14 protein-coding genes are annotated in these 13,672 nt (G+C 60.7%); 2 read left to right on the top strand and 12 right to left on the bottom strand.

Annotated features, from left to right (window positions below; genetic code table 11):
• Window positions 1–34: 34 nt before the first annotated feature.
• The 3 genes from HMPREF3147_RS05545 to rlmN form a co-directional block, all read right to left on the bottom strand.
• Window positions 35–1,624 carry an ABC transporter permease gene (locus tag HMPREF3147_RS05545; RefSeq protein WP_070445594.1) on the bottom strand — a complete coding sequence of 530 codons (1,590 nt, stop codon included), beginning with the start codon at window positions 1,622–1,624 and terminating at the stop codon, window positions 35–37.
• Complete coding sequence (locus tag HMPREF3147_RS05540; RefSeq protein WP_070445575.1) at window positions 1,621–2,442, bottom strand: ABC transporter ATP-binding protein; 822 nt, start codon at window positions 2,440–2,442, stop codon at window positions 1,621–1,623. The genes HMPREF3147_RS05545 and HMPREF3147_RS05540 overlap by 4 nt, the downstream gene beginning before the upstream one ends.
• Before the next feature lie 71 nt (window positions 2,443–2,513).
• On the bottom strand, window positions 2,514–3,620 hold the full coding sequence (rlmN, locus tag HMPREF3147_RS05535; RefSeq protein ID WP_070445738.1) for a dual-specificity RNA methyltransferase RlmN: 1,107 nt from the start codon (window positions 3,618–3,620) through the stop codon (window positions 2,514–2,516).
• Between the two features lie 93 nt (window positions 3,621–3,713).
• Here rlmN and HMPREF3147_RS05530 point away from each other — a divergent pair, with 93 nt between their 5' ends.
• Complete coding sequence (locus HMPREF3147_RS05530; protein WP_070445571.1) at window positions 3,714–4,118, top strand: LapA family protein; 405 nt, start codon at window positions 3,714–3,716, stop codon at window positions 4,116–4,118.
• 3 nt (window positions 4,119–4,121) lie between these two features.
• On the opposite strand, the gene HMPREF3147_RS05525 is transcribed toward HMPREF3147_RS05530, so the two are convergent.
• From HMPREF3147_RS05525 to rpsB, 5 genes are all read right to left on the bottom strand, one after another.
• The gene (locus HMPREF3147_RS05525; protein ID WP_174878629.1) at window positions 4,122–4,976 is read right to left on the bottom strand and encodes a phosphatidate cytidylyltransferase; all 855 of its coding nucleotides are present in this window, start codon (window positions 4,974–4,976) and stop codon (window positions 4,122–4,124) included.
• A 131-nt stretch (window positions 4,977–5,107) separates the two neighbouring features.
• Entirely contained in the window at window positions 5,108–5,665 is a 558-nt protein-coding gene (gene frr / locus HMPREF3147_RS05520) for a ribosome recycling factor (protein WP_010190379.1), read from the bottom strand.
• Window positions 5,666–5,735: 70 nt separating this feature from the next.
• Window positions 5,736–6,473 (bottom strand): UMP kinase, encoded by a 738-nt coding sequence (pyrH, locus tag HMPREF3147_RS05515; RefSeq protein ID WP_010190380.1) that lies wholly within the window; start codon window positions 6,471–6,473, stop codon window positions 5,736–5,738.
• A 245-nt stretch (window positions 6,474–6,718) separates the two neighbouring features.
• A complete protein-coding gene (gene tsf / locus HMPREF3147_RS05510; protein WP_070445567.1) occupies window positions 6,719–7,531 on the bottom strand; it encodes a translation elongation factor Ts in 813 nt (270 codons plus the stop codon).
• Window positions 7,532–7,779: 248 nt separating this feature from the next.
• Window positions 7,780–8,607, bottom strand: a complete 828-nt coding sequence (gene rpsB / locus HMPREF3147_RS05505) for a 30S ribosomal protein S2 (protein WP_010190382.1) — start codon at window positions 8,605–8,607, stop codon at window positions 7,780–7,782.
• Window positions 8,608–9,001: 394 nt separating this feature from the next.
• On the opposite strand from rpsB, the gene HMPREF3147_RS05500 reads away from it, so the two are divergent.
• Entirely contained in the window at window positions 9,002–9,508 is a 507-nt protein-coding gene (locus HMPREF3147_RS05500; protein WP_070445564.1) for a M23 family metallopeptidase, read from the top strand.
• Here the strand turns inward: HMPREF3147_RS05500 and HMPREF3147_RS05495 are convergent.
• From HMPREF3147_RS05495 to HMPREF3147_RS05480, 4 genes are read right to left on the bottom strand one after another with little or no spacing between them, the layout of a single operon-like run.
• Complete coding sequence (locus HMPREF3147_RS05495; RefSeq protein ID WP_070445561.1) at window positions 9,471–10,382, bottom strand: tyrosine recombinase XerC; 912 nt, start codon at window positions 10,380–10,382, stop codon at window positions 9,471–9,473. The genes HMPREF3147_RS05500 and HMPREF3147_RS05495 overlap by 38 nt on opposite strands.
• Before the next feature lie 15 nt (window positions 10,383–10,397).
• Window positions 10,398–11,576 carry a DNA-processing protein DprA gene (gene dprA, locus HMPREF3147_RS05490; protein ID WP_070445558.1) on the bottom strand — a complete coding sequence of 393 codons (1,179 nt, stop codon included), beginning with the start codon at window positions 11,574–11,576 and terminating at the stop codon, window positions 10,398–10,400.
• A complete protein-coding gene (locus HMPREF3147_RS05485; RefSeq protein WP_070445555.1) occupies window positions 11,573–13,096 on the bottom strand; it encodes a YifB family Mg chelatase-like AAA ATPase in 1,524 nt (507 codons plus the stop codon). Before HMPREF3147_RS05485 ends, dprA begins: the two co-directional genes overlap by 4 nt.
• Complete coding sequence (locus HMPREF3147_RS05480) at window positions 13,083–13,520, bottom strand: YraN family protein (RefSeq protein WP_070445552.1); 438 nt, start codon at window positions 13,518–13,520, stop codon at window positions 13,083–13,085. The genes HMPREF3147_RS05485 and HMPREF3147_RS05480 overlap by 14 nt, the downstream gene beginning before the upstream one ends.
• Window positions 13,521–13,672 lie beyond the last annotated feature (152 nt).

The raw sequence follows: 13,672 nt of genomic DNA, 5'->3' as shown, positions 1-13,672 counted from the left end.
ATGGAAGGGAGCTTTTGTACTGTCTGCTCAACCCCTAGCTCACGTAACGGTTTACCGTAGCGTAAATCTCCGGGGTTCGCGCCTGCGCCCTGTTTCCGGCAAACCGCCAGACACCGGCGTAGACAAGCGCCGGAACCAGCACGGAAACAATCAACGCGGCATACAACAACCAGCCGCCGCGCTCATAGCTGAAGGCAGAAATCACGATGCCGGGAAGCGCGGGCACCCACACCAACAGCATGCCGACAAACGCAGTGAGAAAAGCACCAGCAGAATAGCCAGACTTATCGTTCCACCGGTTCTGCCCAGGAGCGGACAAGGGATAAGGGTTCAGCACGGTCAGGCCCAAGCCCACCGCCGCCGTAGAGATAAACACACCTACGGCCACAGCTGTGCACAACAAGCCCAAGGTGAAGTTCTCACTAAAGACAAGAACCACTACGGCAAGCAGAACGAACCCAAGAAAAGGAATAGTCACGTGTGCGAGGTGGCGCGCATGAAGGATGGTGCGTGGGGCAACCGGCGCCACCATGTGGACCCAATTCGATGGCCCATCGAAGCCATAATCATTAGCCAAGAGCGAAGAGAGCACGATGGCGCTGAAACAGAGCATAAAATAGGCGGTGAAATCATCGCCCTTCCACAACTGATAGAGCGTCAGCACGCCAAACAAAGGCATCATGTAGAGCATCCCTGTCTGCCGCTTATCGCGCACGAGATAACGCAACGCGCGGGTATATTCCATCGCCGCAGGCCTGGAATAAGACCACGCGCCCAGCTCCAACTTGGACACACCCTTTCCTGTCACCTCGCTGGCTACGTCACCACCCGCTCCCGGATTGCGCATGAGGCTGGATATCTGGCGCGACCACACCCAGCCCAGCAGGCCAAGGCTGGCCACCGCGATCAGTAGTTGGGCTAGGGCGGTGAGGAAGTGGCCGTCGGCAAGCGCGAGCGCCCACCCCACCCCAGCACCAAACGGTGTCCAGGCGCTGATCGCGCCCACGGTATGAAGCGGCGGCAAGGACTCCAGAACGCTCTGTGCCTGCAGCATGCCAAAGACCAGGAGGCCCATAACCACCATTGCCGCAATTTGGGTGCGGGATTTCTGGGAATCTGCGATGGCGGAGGCCACTTGACCAAGGCATTCGCCGAAGATGATGGTCGTCGCGCACGATAAAACCATGCCGACGACGAAGGGCACTGCAGCCCACCCTGGCCCCGTCAGAATGAGAAAAACACTTCCGATGACCGCATACACCAGGGAAAAGATGACCGACATGATGGCACGGGTGGTCAGCAGACCTGACAAGAAAAGGCCCGGAAGAACCTCGCGGGGAGTCAGAGGAAGGGCTCCTAAGGTTGTCGGGCTCAGTTGGTTCTCCCCCGCCGGCATGAAGAGAGCGAGGAGTACGTAGATCAGCATGCCGCCTGCCACCCCGACGGTCAGCGCTTGATAACCGTGGCCCGGGGTGGTGATATCGGTATACACCATGAATGCTAGCGAAACGAGACCGATTGCCCCGTAGATCAGCATCATGAGTCCCATGATGAGCGTCGACGGGTTGGAGGCAACGCTGCGCCACCACAGGGTGCGGTGAAGTCTGAACAGAGTGGATGTCATTCAGCGTCACCTGCCGACGGGGAGCGCAGCCATCCAAACTTCGAGGCGTCCAGGTCCCGTCCCCCAACGGCCGCGATGAACAGATCGCTGAGACTTTGGCCCTGTCGAACATCATCCACGTGGCCTGCGGTGATAACTTGGCCGCCGTTGATGATGGCCACGTGGTCACACAGCCCCTCGACGAGCTCCATAACGTGTGAAGACAAAATGACTGTTCCGCCACGCGAGGCATAGGCGCGCAGCATCTGCTGGATGAGGCGTCCAGAGACCGGATCCACTGCTTCCAGCGGCTCATCCAAGATGAGCACCTCTGGGTTGTGCAGGACGGCTCCCGCTAAGAGGATCTTCTTGGTCATGCCGGCGGAATAATCCGCGATGCGCTTATCGGCGGCATCGGAGAGGGAGAGGGCGTCGAGAAGCTCCTGTGCACGGCGCAGCGATTCGGTGCGCTCCAGTTTGTGCAAAGCACCGAGGTAGTGCAAATACTCTGCGCCCGTGAGGCGATCAAAGACCGGTGCCCCATCCATGAGCAAGCCCATGGCCTGCTTGGCGGGAATGGGCTCCTCCCACACATTGTGACCAGCAATGAAGCTCTGGCCCGAATCGGGGCGCTGGAGACCACAAGCCATGGTCAGCATCGTGGTCTTGCCCGCACCGTTGGGCCCCACTATCCCGTAGATGGATCCGCGTGGAACATCCAGGTTGAGGCTATTGACAGCGATCTGAGAACCAAAGGACTTGCGCAGATCGCGCACAGCCAGAGCTTGGGTGCGCGGATCAGCGGCTAAGTCCTCTCGATAAGGATGAGTCATAAGCATTAACGGTATCAAGAACCATTAATGCTTTGTCCTCCGGCAAAACTATTGTTAGGAAACTGTAAGCAGGGCGCCTAAGCGGTCTCGCGCTCATCAGCGGCGAGCTGACCACAAGCCGCAGCGATTTCATCCCCCTTGGTATCGCGCACGGTGCACGGCACGCCTTGCGCGATGACGCGGCGAACGAACTCGTCCTGGCGCGCCCTCGGGGCAGCGTCCCACTCCGAGCCCGGTGTGGGGTTAAGCGGAATAACGTTGACGTGGACCTTAGAGCCCAGTGCCGCATGCAGCTTCCGGCCCAGCATGTCGGCGCGGAAATCCTGATCGTTCTTATCGCGGATCAACGCATACTCGATGGACACGCGGCGGCCCGACTTATCGGCGTAGTACTTAGCGGCATCGAGCACTTCTTCAACCGGCCAGCGGTTGTTGACCGGCACGAGGGTATCGCGCAGCTCATCGTCCGGGGTGTGCAGGGAGACTGCGAGGGTGCAAGACAAATCTTCATCTGCGAGTTTGCGGATGGCCGGGGCCAAGCCGACCGTCGACACCGTGACATTGCGCTGGGAAAGGCCGAAACCGCTAAGGTCGGAACCGGTGATCTGCCGCACTGCATGGACCACGCGCTTGTAGTTGGCCAGCGGCTCGCCCATACCCATGAAGACAACGTTGCTTAGGCGCCCGCCTTCCTCTTCCATGAGGCGAGCGGCGTGCCTAAACTGCTCCACGATTTCCGCGGTGGACAGGTTGCGGTCCAACCCGCCCTGGCCGGTGGCGCAGAACGGGCAGGCCATGCCGCAGCCAGCCTGGGAGGAGATACACAAGGTGGCGCGACCTGGGTAGCGCATGAGCACGGACTCCAACAGGGTGCCGTCGTGCAAGCGCCATAGGGACTTGGTGGTTTCCCCATCGTCGGTGGAGGTCTGACGAATGGGCTGCATGAGCGTAGGGAACAAACGCTCTTGGACCGCCTCGCGGGCGGCGGCCGGGATATCCGTCATCTCGGAAACATCGGCGGTGTGGTGGACGTAGTAGTGCTTGGCCAGCTGCTTTGCCCGGAACTTGGGCAGGCCAAGTTCCGCGAGCGCCTCAATGCGCTCGGCCTCGGTCAGGTCCGCGAAGTGCTTCGGGGGTAGCCCGCGGCGCGGAGCGGAGAAATTCAGTTTCAGTGGTTCAGCCATGGTAGAGCCCATTTTCCACGTTTTCGGCCACATTATCCAATCTAAACTCTGCTGGAGTGGCGAAAGTGACATCTCAACCTATTTAATAGATGCATGACGAATCCAGAAAACTCCCCTGAGGAATTCCGCACCAGCACTCCGGCCGAGGAGCCGTTGACCGATTACTCTGCGGAAGCCCCCGCCACCGAAGGCTCCGTAGAGCCGGTTCCGACCACGCCGGATTATGAGAACAAGCATGATGGCAAGGTGAAGGGCTCCTTCGCTGCCAGCACGTGGATTGCCCTGATCGTGGGCTTCCTGCTGCTCATCGTCCTCATCATCTTCATCCTGCAGAACCAACACCAGGTACCGCTGAACTTCCTTAACTGGTCCGTTCAGTTCCCGGCTGGCGTCACCTACCTCATTTGCGCTATTTCTGGCGCACTCATCATGGCCCTGGTAGGCGGCTGGCGCATGTTCGAGCTACGCCGTCAGGTGCGCAAGCAAGCTCGCCGCTAAGCCCTAAGGCGCAAGGGTGGTGAGAAAGCTCATCGCCACCCACGTCACCATCGCGGAGGGCAGCATGCCGTCCAGGCGATCCATGATGCCGCCGTGCCCCGGCAGCAGGGCAGACATATCTTTGATTCCCAGTTCGCGCTTGAACTGGGATTCCACTAAGTCACCGAGAGTGGCGCAGAAAACCAGTCCTAGTCCCATGAGCGCGCCCACCCACGGCTTGTGGTGAAGAAGGAATGCGAAAGATAGCGCACCGGTAAGGGTGCCGAAAACGACAGAGCCGGCAAATCCTTCCCATGATTTTTTGGGGCTTACAGCCGGCGCCATGGGGTGCGAGCCAAACATTACGCCGGCGATGAAACCACCGGTATCTGAGGCGACCACGCAGAGCATAAACACGACAATCGACGCCGCCCCCGAAGCAAACGGCGTTTCCACCCGTGAGAGCATCGCGGCAAACGTGCCGAACAAAGGGATCCACGTCAGCACGAAAATACCCATCGACATATCACGAAGATAGTTAATCGGCGGGCGGTGCCTGCCGTTATGGAAGAGGCGCCCAAACATGAGGGCAAGGACCGCTACCACATACACCGCAACAAGGCCTGGAGCGTTAAGGAACCACGAGACCCAGAGCATTGCTTGTCCAAGAACGATTAGTAGGGTGCGCGGGACATAGTAAGAGTGCTCCCGCAAACGGGTAAGCACCTCCCACATGCCCAAGCCCACCGCGGCGGCGACGACGAGGTACCACACAAGAGGCCCAGCCCACACCGCGAAGACGACGAGCGCGCCTAGGCCGACGCCGACGGCAATTGCCGCGGGCATATCTCGCCCCGCAGAATTCTTGGGTTTGGGCATCCGACTCGAGTGCTCAGTGCTCACGCATGCTCCTCATCTCATCGTGGGTGGTCTGGCTCTACACAGAAAAGACCGCCGTGCTGGCCGGTGCCTGGCGCGGCGGCAAATCAAAGCTCTGAAAAGTGCGGAGGCTAGACCTCCATGAGCTCCTCTTCCTTATTGGCGACGAGCTTGTCCACCTGCTCGATGTAGCCGGAGGTAATCTTTTCCATCTCCTTCTCGGCAGCGATAACCTCGTCCTCGCCGGCGTCACCATCCTTCTGCAGCTTCTTGAGCTGTTCCATCGCACGGCGGCGGATATTACGGATAGCAATCTTGCCGTCCTCGCCCTTGCTCTTGGCCATCTTGACCATGTCGCGGCGGCGTTCTTCAGTGAGCTGCGGGATGGTCACGCGCAGCACCTGTCCGTCATTGGTCGGGTTCACGCCCAGATCTGAGTTACGGATTGCGTTCTCAATCTCGTTCATCACGGACTGCTCATAAGGCTTGATAAGCAGCATGCGCGGCTCTGGGACCGAGATGGTGGCCATCTGGGTAATCGGGGTCGGCACACCGTAGTACTCAGCAACCAGGCCGTTAAACATAGCCGGGTTGGCACGGCCAGTGCGGATGGTAAGCAGCTGCTCGCGGGTGTGCTCAACCGAAGCGGTCATGTGCTCTTCAGCTTCGAGCTGGATCTCGTCGATCATGAGGGTTACAACTCCCTTGAAATAGTCAAAAGTACTGGGAAAGAATTTAGCAGGTCGCGGCCTATTTGTACTAGGACTGGACCAGCGTGCCGATCTGCTCGCCGTTGACAGCGCGCTTGATATTGCCTTCCGTAAGCAGGTTGAAGACCAAAATCGGCATATTGTTGTCCATGCACAGGCTAAATGCCGTGGCATCAGCCACCTTGAGGTTCTTCTCAATGACTTCGCGCGGGGTGATTTCGGAGTACAGCTCCGCGTCCGGGTTGGTGCGCGGGTCGGCGGAGTAGACGCCGTCGACAGCCTTGGCCAGGAAGAGGACCTCCGCACCGATCTCCAGGGCGCGCTGTGCGGCGGTGGTGTCGGTGGAGAAATACGGCATGCCCATACCGGCACCGAAGATAACTACGCGGCCCTTCTCCAGGTGGCGGTCGGCGCGCAGCGGCAGGTAAGGCTCCGCAATCTGCGCCATGTTGATGGAAGTCTGCACGCGGCAGTCAATGCCTTGCTGCTTGAGGAAGTCCTGCAGCGCCAGGGAGTTCATGACGGTGCCCAGCATGCCCATGTAGTCAGAGCGGGCGCGGTCCATGCCGCGCTGCGAAAGCTCGGCACCGCGGAAGAAGTTACCGCCACCGATAACGACGGCGATTTCAGTCCCCTGCTTCGCCACCTCGGCGATTTGGCGGGCAACATTTTCTACAACGTCAGGATCGATGCCGACCTTTCCACCGCCGAACATCTCACCACCCAGTTTGAGCATGACTCGCTTGTATCCGGTTCGCTTCGGTTCAGGGGTAGTCACGGTCTTCATCGTCTCCTTCACGCATGGCGACGCTTCAGTTAAGCGCTTGAATAATTCTGTTCCATCTTAACCATAGGAAGGCGCTGTCATATATTCAGCTGCGTGCGACCCCCACCCTCAGGGGCGGGGACAAAACGGCGAACTCCCTCCCCCAAGTTTCTTCCGCCGAGCACGCAGCCCTGGGGAGAAAGAGGAGGAGGGAGCACTCGCAGTCACGGGGCTCTACACCCGGACTGCACGAGTCTCAGGAAGGCTTAGGCGCCAACCTCGTAGCGGACGAAACCGGTGATGGTGGTGCCGGCCTCGTCTGCGACCTGCTTAACGGTCTTCTTGGAGTCAGACAGAGAAGCCTGCTCAAGCAGAACCACGGACTTGTAGAAGCCGTTGAGGCGGCCTTCCACGATCTTCGGCAGGGCTGCCTCCGGCTTGCCCTCCTCGCGGGTGGTGGCCTCAGCGATCTCGCGTTCCTTCTCAACGATCTCAGCCGGAACGTCCTCGCGGGTCAGGTACTCAGCGTTCATGGCTGCGATCTGGAGTGCGACTGCGTGAGCGCCTTCTGCGTTGCCCTCGTAGGAAACCAGAACACCTACTGCCGGCGGCAGATCAGCGGAACGCTGGTGCAGGTACACAGCGACGTTGTCACCCTCGATGGTGACGGCGCGGCGGGCCTGCAGCTTCTCGCCGGTCTTTGCGGACTCTTCGTCGACGACCTCGGAAACCTTCTTGCCGTCGATCTCCAGGTTGTTGAGCTCCTCACCGGAGTTGACCTTGGCCTCACCGGCAGCCTCAGCGATCTTGGTAGCGAAGGACTTGAAAGCCTCGTTCTTGGCCACGAAGTCGGTCTCGCAGTTGATTTCCACCATCGTGTTGCCGGACACGGCGATCAGGCCCTCGGTAGCCTCACGCTCAGCGCGCTTGGACACGTTCTTTGCGCCCTTGATGCGCAGGTACTCAACGGCCTTGTCGTAGTCACCCTGGGACTCGTCGAGAGCCTTCTTGCAATCGAGCATGCCGGCGCCGGTGGCCTCACGCAATGCCTTTACGTCTGCAGCAGTGTAGTTCGCCATAGTTGGAGCGATCCTCCTTGGAATTAAACGGTATTCGTTGAAACAGCGTAGCCGAATCACTACCACCACGTCGCGTTGAGGGGGTGGTAGTTTTTCGCCCACTCCCCCAGCGGAGGGAAACCTCTGCGTGGTGTTTCAACCCTCTAGTGTGTCACGTGCCTTAACGAGCTAAGAAAAACACGTGAGAAAAAGCCCCCATCGCCGCGGACACTGTGGGCCGTGCGGTACGGGGGCTTAAGGTATGCAGATTACTCTGCGGACTTCTCGGCGTCCTCAGACTTCTCTGCGGAAGCCGGGTCAGACGCAGCGGCAGCCTCAGCAGCGTCGCGGGCGTCCTTCTCAGCGGTGTCGCCGGCAGCTTCCTTGGCCTGAGCAAGCTGGCGCTCCTCGCGGGCCTTCTTGCCCTCGTCCACAGCGGTGGCGATGATGCCGGAGAGCAGCTTGGTGGCGCGGATAGCGTCGTCGTTGCCCGGAATCGGGAAGTCAACCTCATCCGGATCACAGTTGGTGTCCAGGATGGCAACGACCGGGATGTTAAGCTTCTGAGCTTCCTTGACCGCGATGTGCTCCTTGTTGGTGTCAACAATCCACAGTGCGGACGGAGCCTTGGTCATATCGGAGATACCGCCCAGGACGCGCTCCAGCTTGGTGCGCTCACGGGTCAGCATCAGAACTTCCTTCTTGGTGCGGCCCTTGTAGCCGTCCTCAGCTGCATCCATAGCCTGCAGCTCCTTCATGCGCTTCAGGCGCTTGGAGACAGTCTGGAAGTTGGTGAGCATACCGCCGAGCCAGCGGTGGTTCACGTACGGCATACCAACGCGGGAAGCCTCTTCAGCAACGGCTTCCTGAGCCTGCTTCTTAGTACCAACGAAGAGGATGGTGCCGCCGTGTGCGACGGTTTCCTTGACGAACTCGAAGGCCTCATCGATGTAGGTCAGCGTCTGCTGCAGGTCGATGATGTAGATGCCGTTACGGTCGGTGAAGATGAAGCGCTTCATCTTCGGGTTCCAGCGACGGGTCTGGTGACCGAAGTGGACGCCAGCGTCGAGGAGCTCGCGCATGGTTACGACTGCCATGTTTCGCTCGCTTTCTATATATTGTTTCGGTTTTGCAAGATTGTGCGGTGTTTTATCCCGCACCCTAGCAACGAAGGCCCTGGCTAACACCCCATTATCCTGGGGACCACGTCAACCACGGACTGTCTCTTCCTTAACCCAGGAAGCGACTACTTCGCCGCGCGTAGTCAATCCATGCGGAACCCTTCCGGGCATTAAACACAGACTGCTGTGGGCTAGCTTAGTACTGCACACGCGCTGATTCCAAACGGCGCGACTGTTTAATCGCCGCCGATTTGTTGACAGCCACACGAAACTTTCCCCTGGCGCACCATGGGTTACTTCTTTAACGCATTATCCACAGGTCGACCGCACGCTCTTCCCTCGGGCCGCGCTCACGCGCAGGCTTGAGGTCATGCGTCACCGTCTACTTTGTTTATCTGCCCTGCTATGCCTCTGGGCTGCGCTTGGCGACGTCCCCCTTGCCGCCGCCTTCGTCGACCCCACCACTGGGGAACCGGTTGCTTCGCGTGTCTTGCGCGGCTTCGAACCTCCTGAGAAGCGGTGGATGGCCGGGCATCGCGGTGTGGATCTGGACCTACCCGTCGGCGGTAAGGTGCGTGCCGCTGGCGACGGCGTTGTGTATTTCGCCGGCGCCATAGCGGGCAAACCGGCCCTTTCGATTGCTCATGGCAACGGTCTGCGCACCACCTATCAACCGGTGTTTGCGCGGGTTAAGAAAGGTGACCAGGTGCAGGAAGGAGACATCATCGGAACGCTCGCGCCGTCCGTGGATGGCTATCCGGGGCTGCACTGGGGAGCGATTGAGGGCCGCGAGGACTACATCAACCCACTGGATCTCCTCGGCGAACCTGTCATTCGCCTCAAGCCCGCGGGTGGGAGCGAGCGTAGACGTCCTTAAGGCGCTGGGCGGAGACGTGAGTGTAGACCTGCGTGGTCTGCAGCGACGAGTGACCAAGCAGCTCTTGCACGATGCGCAGATCCGCTCCACCCTCGAGCAAATGCGTAGCCGCCGAGTGGCGCAAACCGTGCGGGGTTAACCCCGGTGTCCCCGTCACTTGGGCGGCGCGTTCGACGACGCGGCGGACCTGACGCGCGTCGATGCGCCCGCCGCGCGTGCCCACAAACACCGCTTCCGTATCGCCAGCAAGCTCGGGGCGCCCTGTCTTCAGCCAAGCGCAGAGCGCATCATGAGCTGCATCCCCGAAAGGGACAACGCGCTGTTTATTGCCCTTACCGGTCACGCGGGCAGTGCGGCGGGACAGGTCGATATCGCCGACGTCGAGGCCGACGAGCTCAGCCACACGCACACCGGTGGCGTAGAGAAATTCAAGCATGGCGCTATCGCGTAAGAAGTGGACCTCATCGGTGGAGACGGCATTGCCCATCAACTCCCCCGCTGCGGTGGGTGACATCACGGTGGGCAGGTGCTTGCCCACCTTGGGCGTGGCGAGGCGCTGCGCCACATCCGATTGTAGATAGCCTTCGCGCGCGGCCCACGTGGAAAAAGCGCGCACCGCGGCGGTGCGGCGCGCCAGGGTGGAGCGGGACTTGCCTTCAGCAACGGCGTGGGCCAACCATTCGCGCAGTGAGTTCAGAGTAAATGCTGCGAATTCCGGGACGTCCGTTGCCAACAGGCGCAAGTCAGAGCAATAGCCGCGGACGGTCGCTTCGGAGCGGCCGCGAACGATGCGCTGGTATTCTGCGAAATCCTCGATCGCTTCCTCCAGCTGTCCCCCCACGTGCCGCTCGCTACTGCCACTTTCACCACTCATGTCTCATGAGTGTACTCAGGTGCGCTGCCACATCGCGCCCGAGCGGGTGATCACCCCCATCTTTTGCATGGCTACGAGCAGGTGAATAGTCAACGCCACTCGCATTCCTGCGGCCGCCGCGATATCTTCTGCGCTCGCGCCTTCCTCCGCGCTTTCCGGCGGGGTGGAATCATATACCCGAAGCTCATTGCGGGATAGACGCTGCACCGCAGTCGGCTGAAACTCCAGTTCGTATTGGCCGGCCACGTCCACCTCGCCCGCCTTGCCAACCAAACCCCGCACTTCATCCGCAGAGGCGACCAACTGAGCCCGCCCATCCTGGATACGTTGATGGCAACCCAAGGACCCAGATGTGGTGATGGGTCCTGGCACTGCCATGGCAACCCTGCCCAGTGCTTCCGCCCAGTTCAACGTGTTGAGCGCACCAGAGCGGAATCCGGCTTCGACCACCACGGTACCGCTCGTCATCGCCGCCACAAGGCGGTTGCGGGATAGAAAGCGAAAACGCTGTGGCCGCGTGCCCGGCGCGAACTCTGACACGATGCATCCCTTCTCAGCGATTCTGTCAAAGAGCCTTGCATTGCGCGCTGGGTAAGAAATGTCGATGCCGCAGGCCGCTACTGCTACCGTTAGGCCTCCTGCATCCAGCGCGGCTTCGTGGACTGCTGTATCGACACCCACCGCCCCGCCGGAAACCACAGTCCATTGGTGGGAGGCAAGGCCGCTAGCCAGAAGTGAGCCGGCTTCCCAGCCATATCGGCTCACCGCACGCGTCCCCACCAGCGCCACCGATTGGGATACCGTTTCGCGCAGGTTGCCTCCACGGACCCACAGGCTGTGAGGAGGAAACGCTTGGTCATCAAATGTTGCTGGGGCTTCCACCATTCCTTGGTGGTAGAAGCCAAAGGCTCGCGATAACTCTTCTCCCGGCCACTCCGCATCCGCGGGTGTGATCAGTCGAGCCCCCACCGCTTCCGCGGCGGCGAGGTCTTCTTCTTGCCGCAGCCAATCGCGCCGCGAAGCCGTCGCCTGCCGCAAGGGGCCGATCCATTCCTCGCCCTTGTAGATTCCCCGGGCGATCTCCTCAGCCGGGTACTGGCTCAGCAGCCCGTGGAGGGTTGGTGAGGGGCCCTCCACAACGCGGTTAAGGTAGGCCCACGTGTGCCGGGTACTCGATAGATTGAGCTCGCTCATGCTGCCAGCCTTTCGATGGTTCCGGCGCCGCGGAGATCCAACGCCCGACTGACATGGTCCAGCTCGGGGCGTGCGGAGCCGTCGAGGTCTGCCAAGGTCCATGCCAGACGCAGTACCCGATCTACTCCGCGTTGGCTCAGCTCACCTTCCGCTAGATAGGCAGCAAGCATAATCATCGCAGACTCCGCCGCCGGGCGGTGGCGCCTCAAATAGGAAGCGGACACGGCACCATTGACCACGCTCCCCAACCCGTCAGCCTCCCAGCGCGCTTTCATCCGTTCCCGGGCGGCAGCCACGCGCTGCGCTATATCCGCTGAGCTTTCCTCCCCTTCGGCATGAAGCACTGCGGATTGCCCCGATAGCGACACGATGATGTCGAGGCGGTCCCGCAGCGGCCCTGAAAGGTTCGACAGATAATTCATTCTGTCTGCCGCACGGCACTCGCAGCGCGCTGGTTCTTCGGCACCACACCGGCAGGGGTTCGCGGCTAGTACCAGTTGGAATTGTGCGGGGAAGATGACTTCTCTGCTCGCTCGCGTCAGGCGCACCTGTCCTTCTTCTAAAGGGGCGCGCAGGCTATCGAGAACCTGCGCTGGAACCTCACTGACTTCATCGAGGAAGAGCACACCATGGTGGGCTAGGCTCACCGCGCCTGGCCGCGGGCGCCCCGAGCCGCCACCGATCAGCGCGGCCCTTGTTACCGAAGCATGCGGTGCGATGAAGGGAGCGCGAGAAACGGCGGTACCAACGTCCCCGGCCACCGAGTGGATGGCTGTGGCTTCTACCGCCTGCTCCATGCTCAAGCGCGGCAGAATGCCCGGCAAGCGCGAGGCAATCATCGACTTTCCAGAGCCGGGCGGTCCCACCATCATCACGTGGTGACCGCCGGCGGCTGCGACTTCCGCCGCCCACTTGGCTTCTTTCTGGCCAGCGACTTCGCTGAAGTCTGCGACCTGTTCGCGGGCAGGCGCTGCCGCGTGTGCGATGAGATGTGCATCCGGCAGACAATCCCTCCCGCACGCCCAGGCAAAAGCATCCCACAGGGTTTCGGCCACGAGGACTGTCATTCCGGGCACCAATGCCGCCTCGGCCGCATTTCCCACAGGAATGATGAGGGTGTCATAGCCTTGCGAGCGCGCGGCCAGGATCGCCGGGATGATGCCAGAAACTGGGCGCACGTGCCCGTCCAATCCCAGCTCGCCGAGGACGAGCGCCCCGCTGAGCCGACTCTTCTCACTCTGCCCGGCCGCTAAGATTGCCAAGGCCATCGGGAGGTCAAAGTGAGCCCCGGCTTTAGGCAGCGACGCCGGTGACATGGACACCACGACCTTCGTCTTAGGCCATGACAAATGCGAATTGCTCACCGCGGTGCGGATGCGGTCTCGCGACTCGGAGATCGCTGCATCCCCCAGGCCCACAACGTGAACTCCGGGAAGTCCGGGGCCAACGTTGGCCTCCACTGTGACCACCCGGGCCAGGACTCCATCTAGCGCTATCGTGTCGCATCTACCGAGAGCCATGATCAACTCCCTGGAAATATTCCACTTCGAAGGCTTCCCCAGAGTGTGCCCCGGTGGCCACGAGTCCAAGCACGTCAAAACGAAGCTTGCTTAATGTCTGGTTTTCACTCCGCGCAGTACTCAGCCACTCCGCGGCTGCTTTGCGCAGGCGCTTTAGCTTGCGTGGGGTTACCGCCTCCGCGACTCCAAAGTTGCGGGTAGCCCGAGTCTTAACTTCGCAAAAGACAATGGTCCCATCGCTCTCGCGCACAACGAGATCGAGCTCGCCCACGCGGTAGTGAACGTTTGCGGCGATAACCTGCGCCCCGCGTGCGCGGTAAAAGTCAGCAGCGAATTTCTCCCCTGCTTTTCCTAGTGCATCCGCGGGGCGAATGGTCTGCCCCACGGTCGGCGAATGCAAAGAGGCTGCTAGATTTCTTGTCACTATGGTGCTCCTTGGAATTGAACGTGTACACAACACGCCGTAAGCACGACACAAGAAAATCCCCGTGCCGCACCCCCCTTACGGCACTTCCAGAACACCCCACACAACAGTCCGGTGGCGAGGGCTTCTTCCCTCGCCACCGCAAATCTGTG

The organism is Corynebacterium sp. HMSC05D03 (assembly GCF_001807205.1).
Classification (GTDB): domain Bacteria; phylum Actinomycetota; class Actinomycetes; order Mycobacteriales; family Mycobacteriaceae; genus Corynebacterium; species Corynebacterium aurimucosum.
Note: the sequence above shows the minus strand (reverse complement) of the source record. Positions and strands in the feature narration are given on the sequence as shown.

Bases quoted from the DNA above. Each gene is read 5' to 3' on its own strand.
- HMPREF3147_RS05545 (WP_070445594.1), bottom strand. From the start codon at position 1,624: ATGACATCCACTCTGTTCAGACTTCACCGCACCCTGTGGTGGCGCAGC.
- HMPREF3147_RS05540 (WP_070445575.1), bottom strand. From the start codon at position 2,442: ATGCTTATGACTCATCCTTATCGAGAGGACTTAGCCGCTGATCCGCGC.
- rlmN (WP_070445738.1), bottom strand. From the start codon at position 3,620: ATGGCTGAACCACTGAAACTGAATTTCTCCGCTCCGCGCCGCGGGCTA.
- HMPREF3147_RS05530 (WP_070445571.1), top strand. From the start codon at position 3,714: ATGACGAATCCAGAAAACTCCCCTGAGGAATTCCGCACCAGCACTCCG.
- HMPREF3147_RS05525 (WP_174878629.1), bottom strand. From the start codon at position 4,976: ATGCCCAAACCCAAGAATTCTGCGGGGCGAGATATGCCCGCGGCAATT.
- frr (WP_010190379.1), bottom strand. From the start codon at position 5,665: ATGATCGACGAGATCCAGCTCGAAGCTGAAGAGCACATGACCGCTTCG.
- pyrH (WP_010190380.1), bottom strand. From the start codon at position 6,473: ATGAAGACCGTGACTACCCCTGAACCGAAGCGAACCGGATACAAGCGA.
- tsf (WP_070445567.1), bottom strand. From the start codon at position 7,531: ATGGCGAACTACACTGCTGCAGACGTAAAGGCATTGCGTGAGGCCACC.
- rpsB (WP_010190382.1), bottom strand. From the start codon at position 8,607: ATGGCAGTCGTAACCATGCGCGAGCTCCTCGACGCTGGCGTCCACTTC.
- HMPREF3147_RS05500 (WP_070445564.1), top strand. From the start codon at position 9,002: ATGCGTCACCGTCTACTTTGTTTATCTGCCCTGCTATGCCTCTGGGCT.
- HMPREF3147_RS05495 (WP_070445561.1), bottom strand. From the start codon at position 10,382: ATGAGTGGTGAAAGTGGCAGTAGCGAGCGGCACGTGGGGGGACAGCTG.
- dprA (WP_070445558.1), bottom strand. From the start codon at position 11,576: ATGAGCGAGCTCAATCTATCGAGTACCCGGCACACGTGGGCCTACCTT.
- HMPREF3147_RS05485 (WP_070445555.1), bottom strand. From the start codon at position 13,096: ATGGCTCTCGGTAGATGCGACACGATAGCGCTAGATGGAGTCCTGGCC.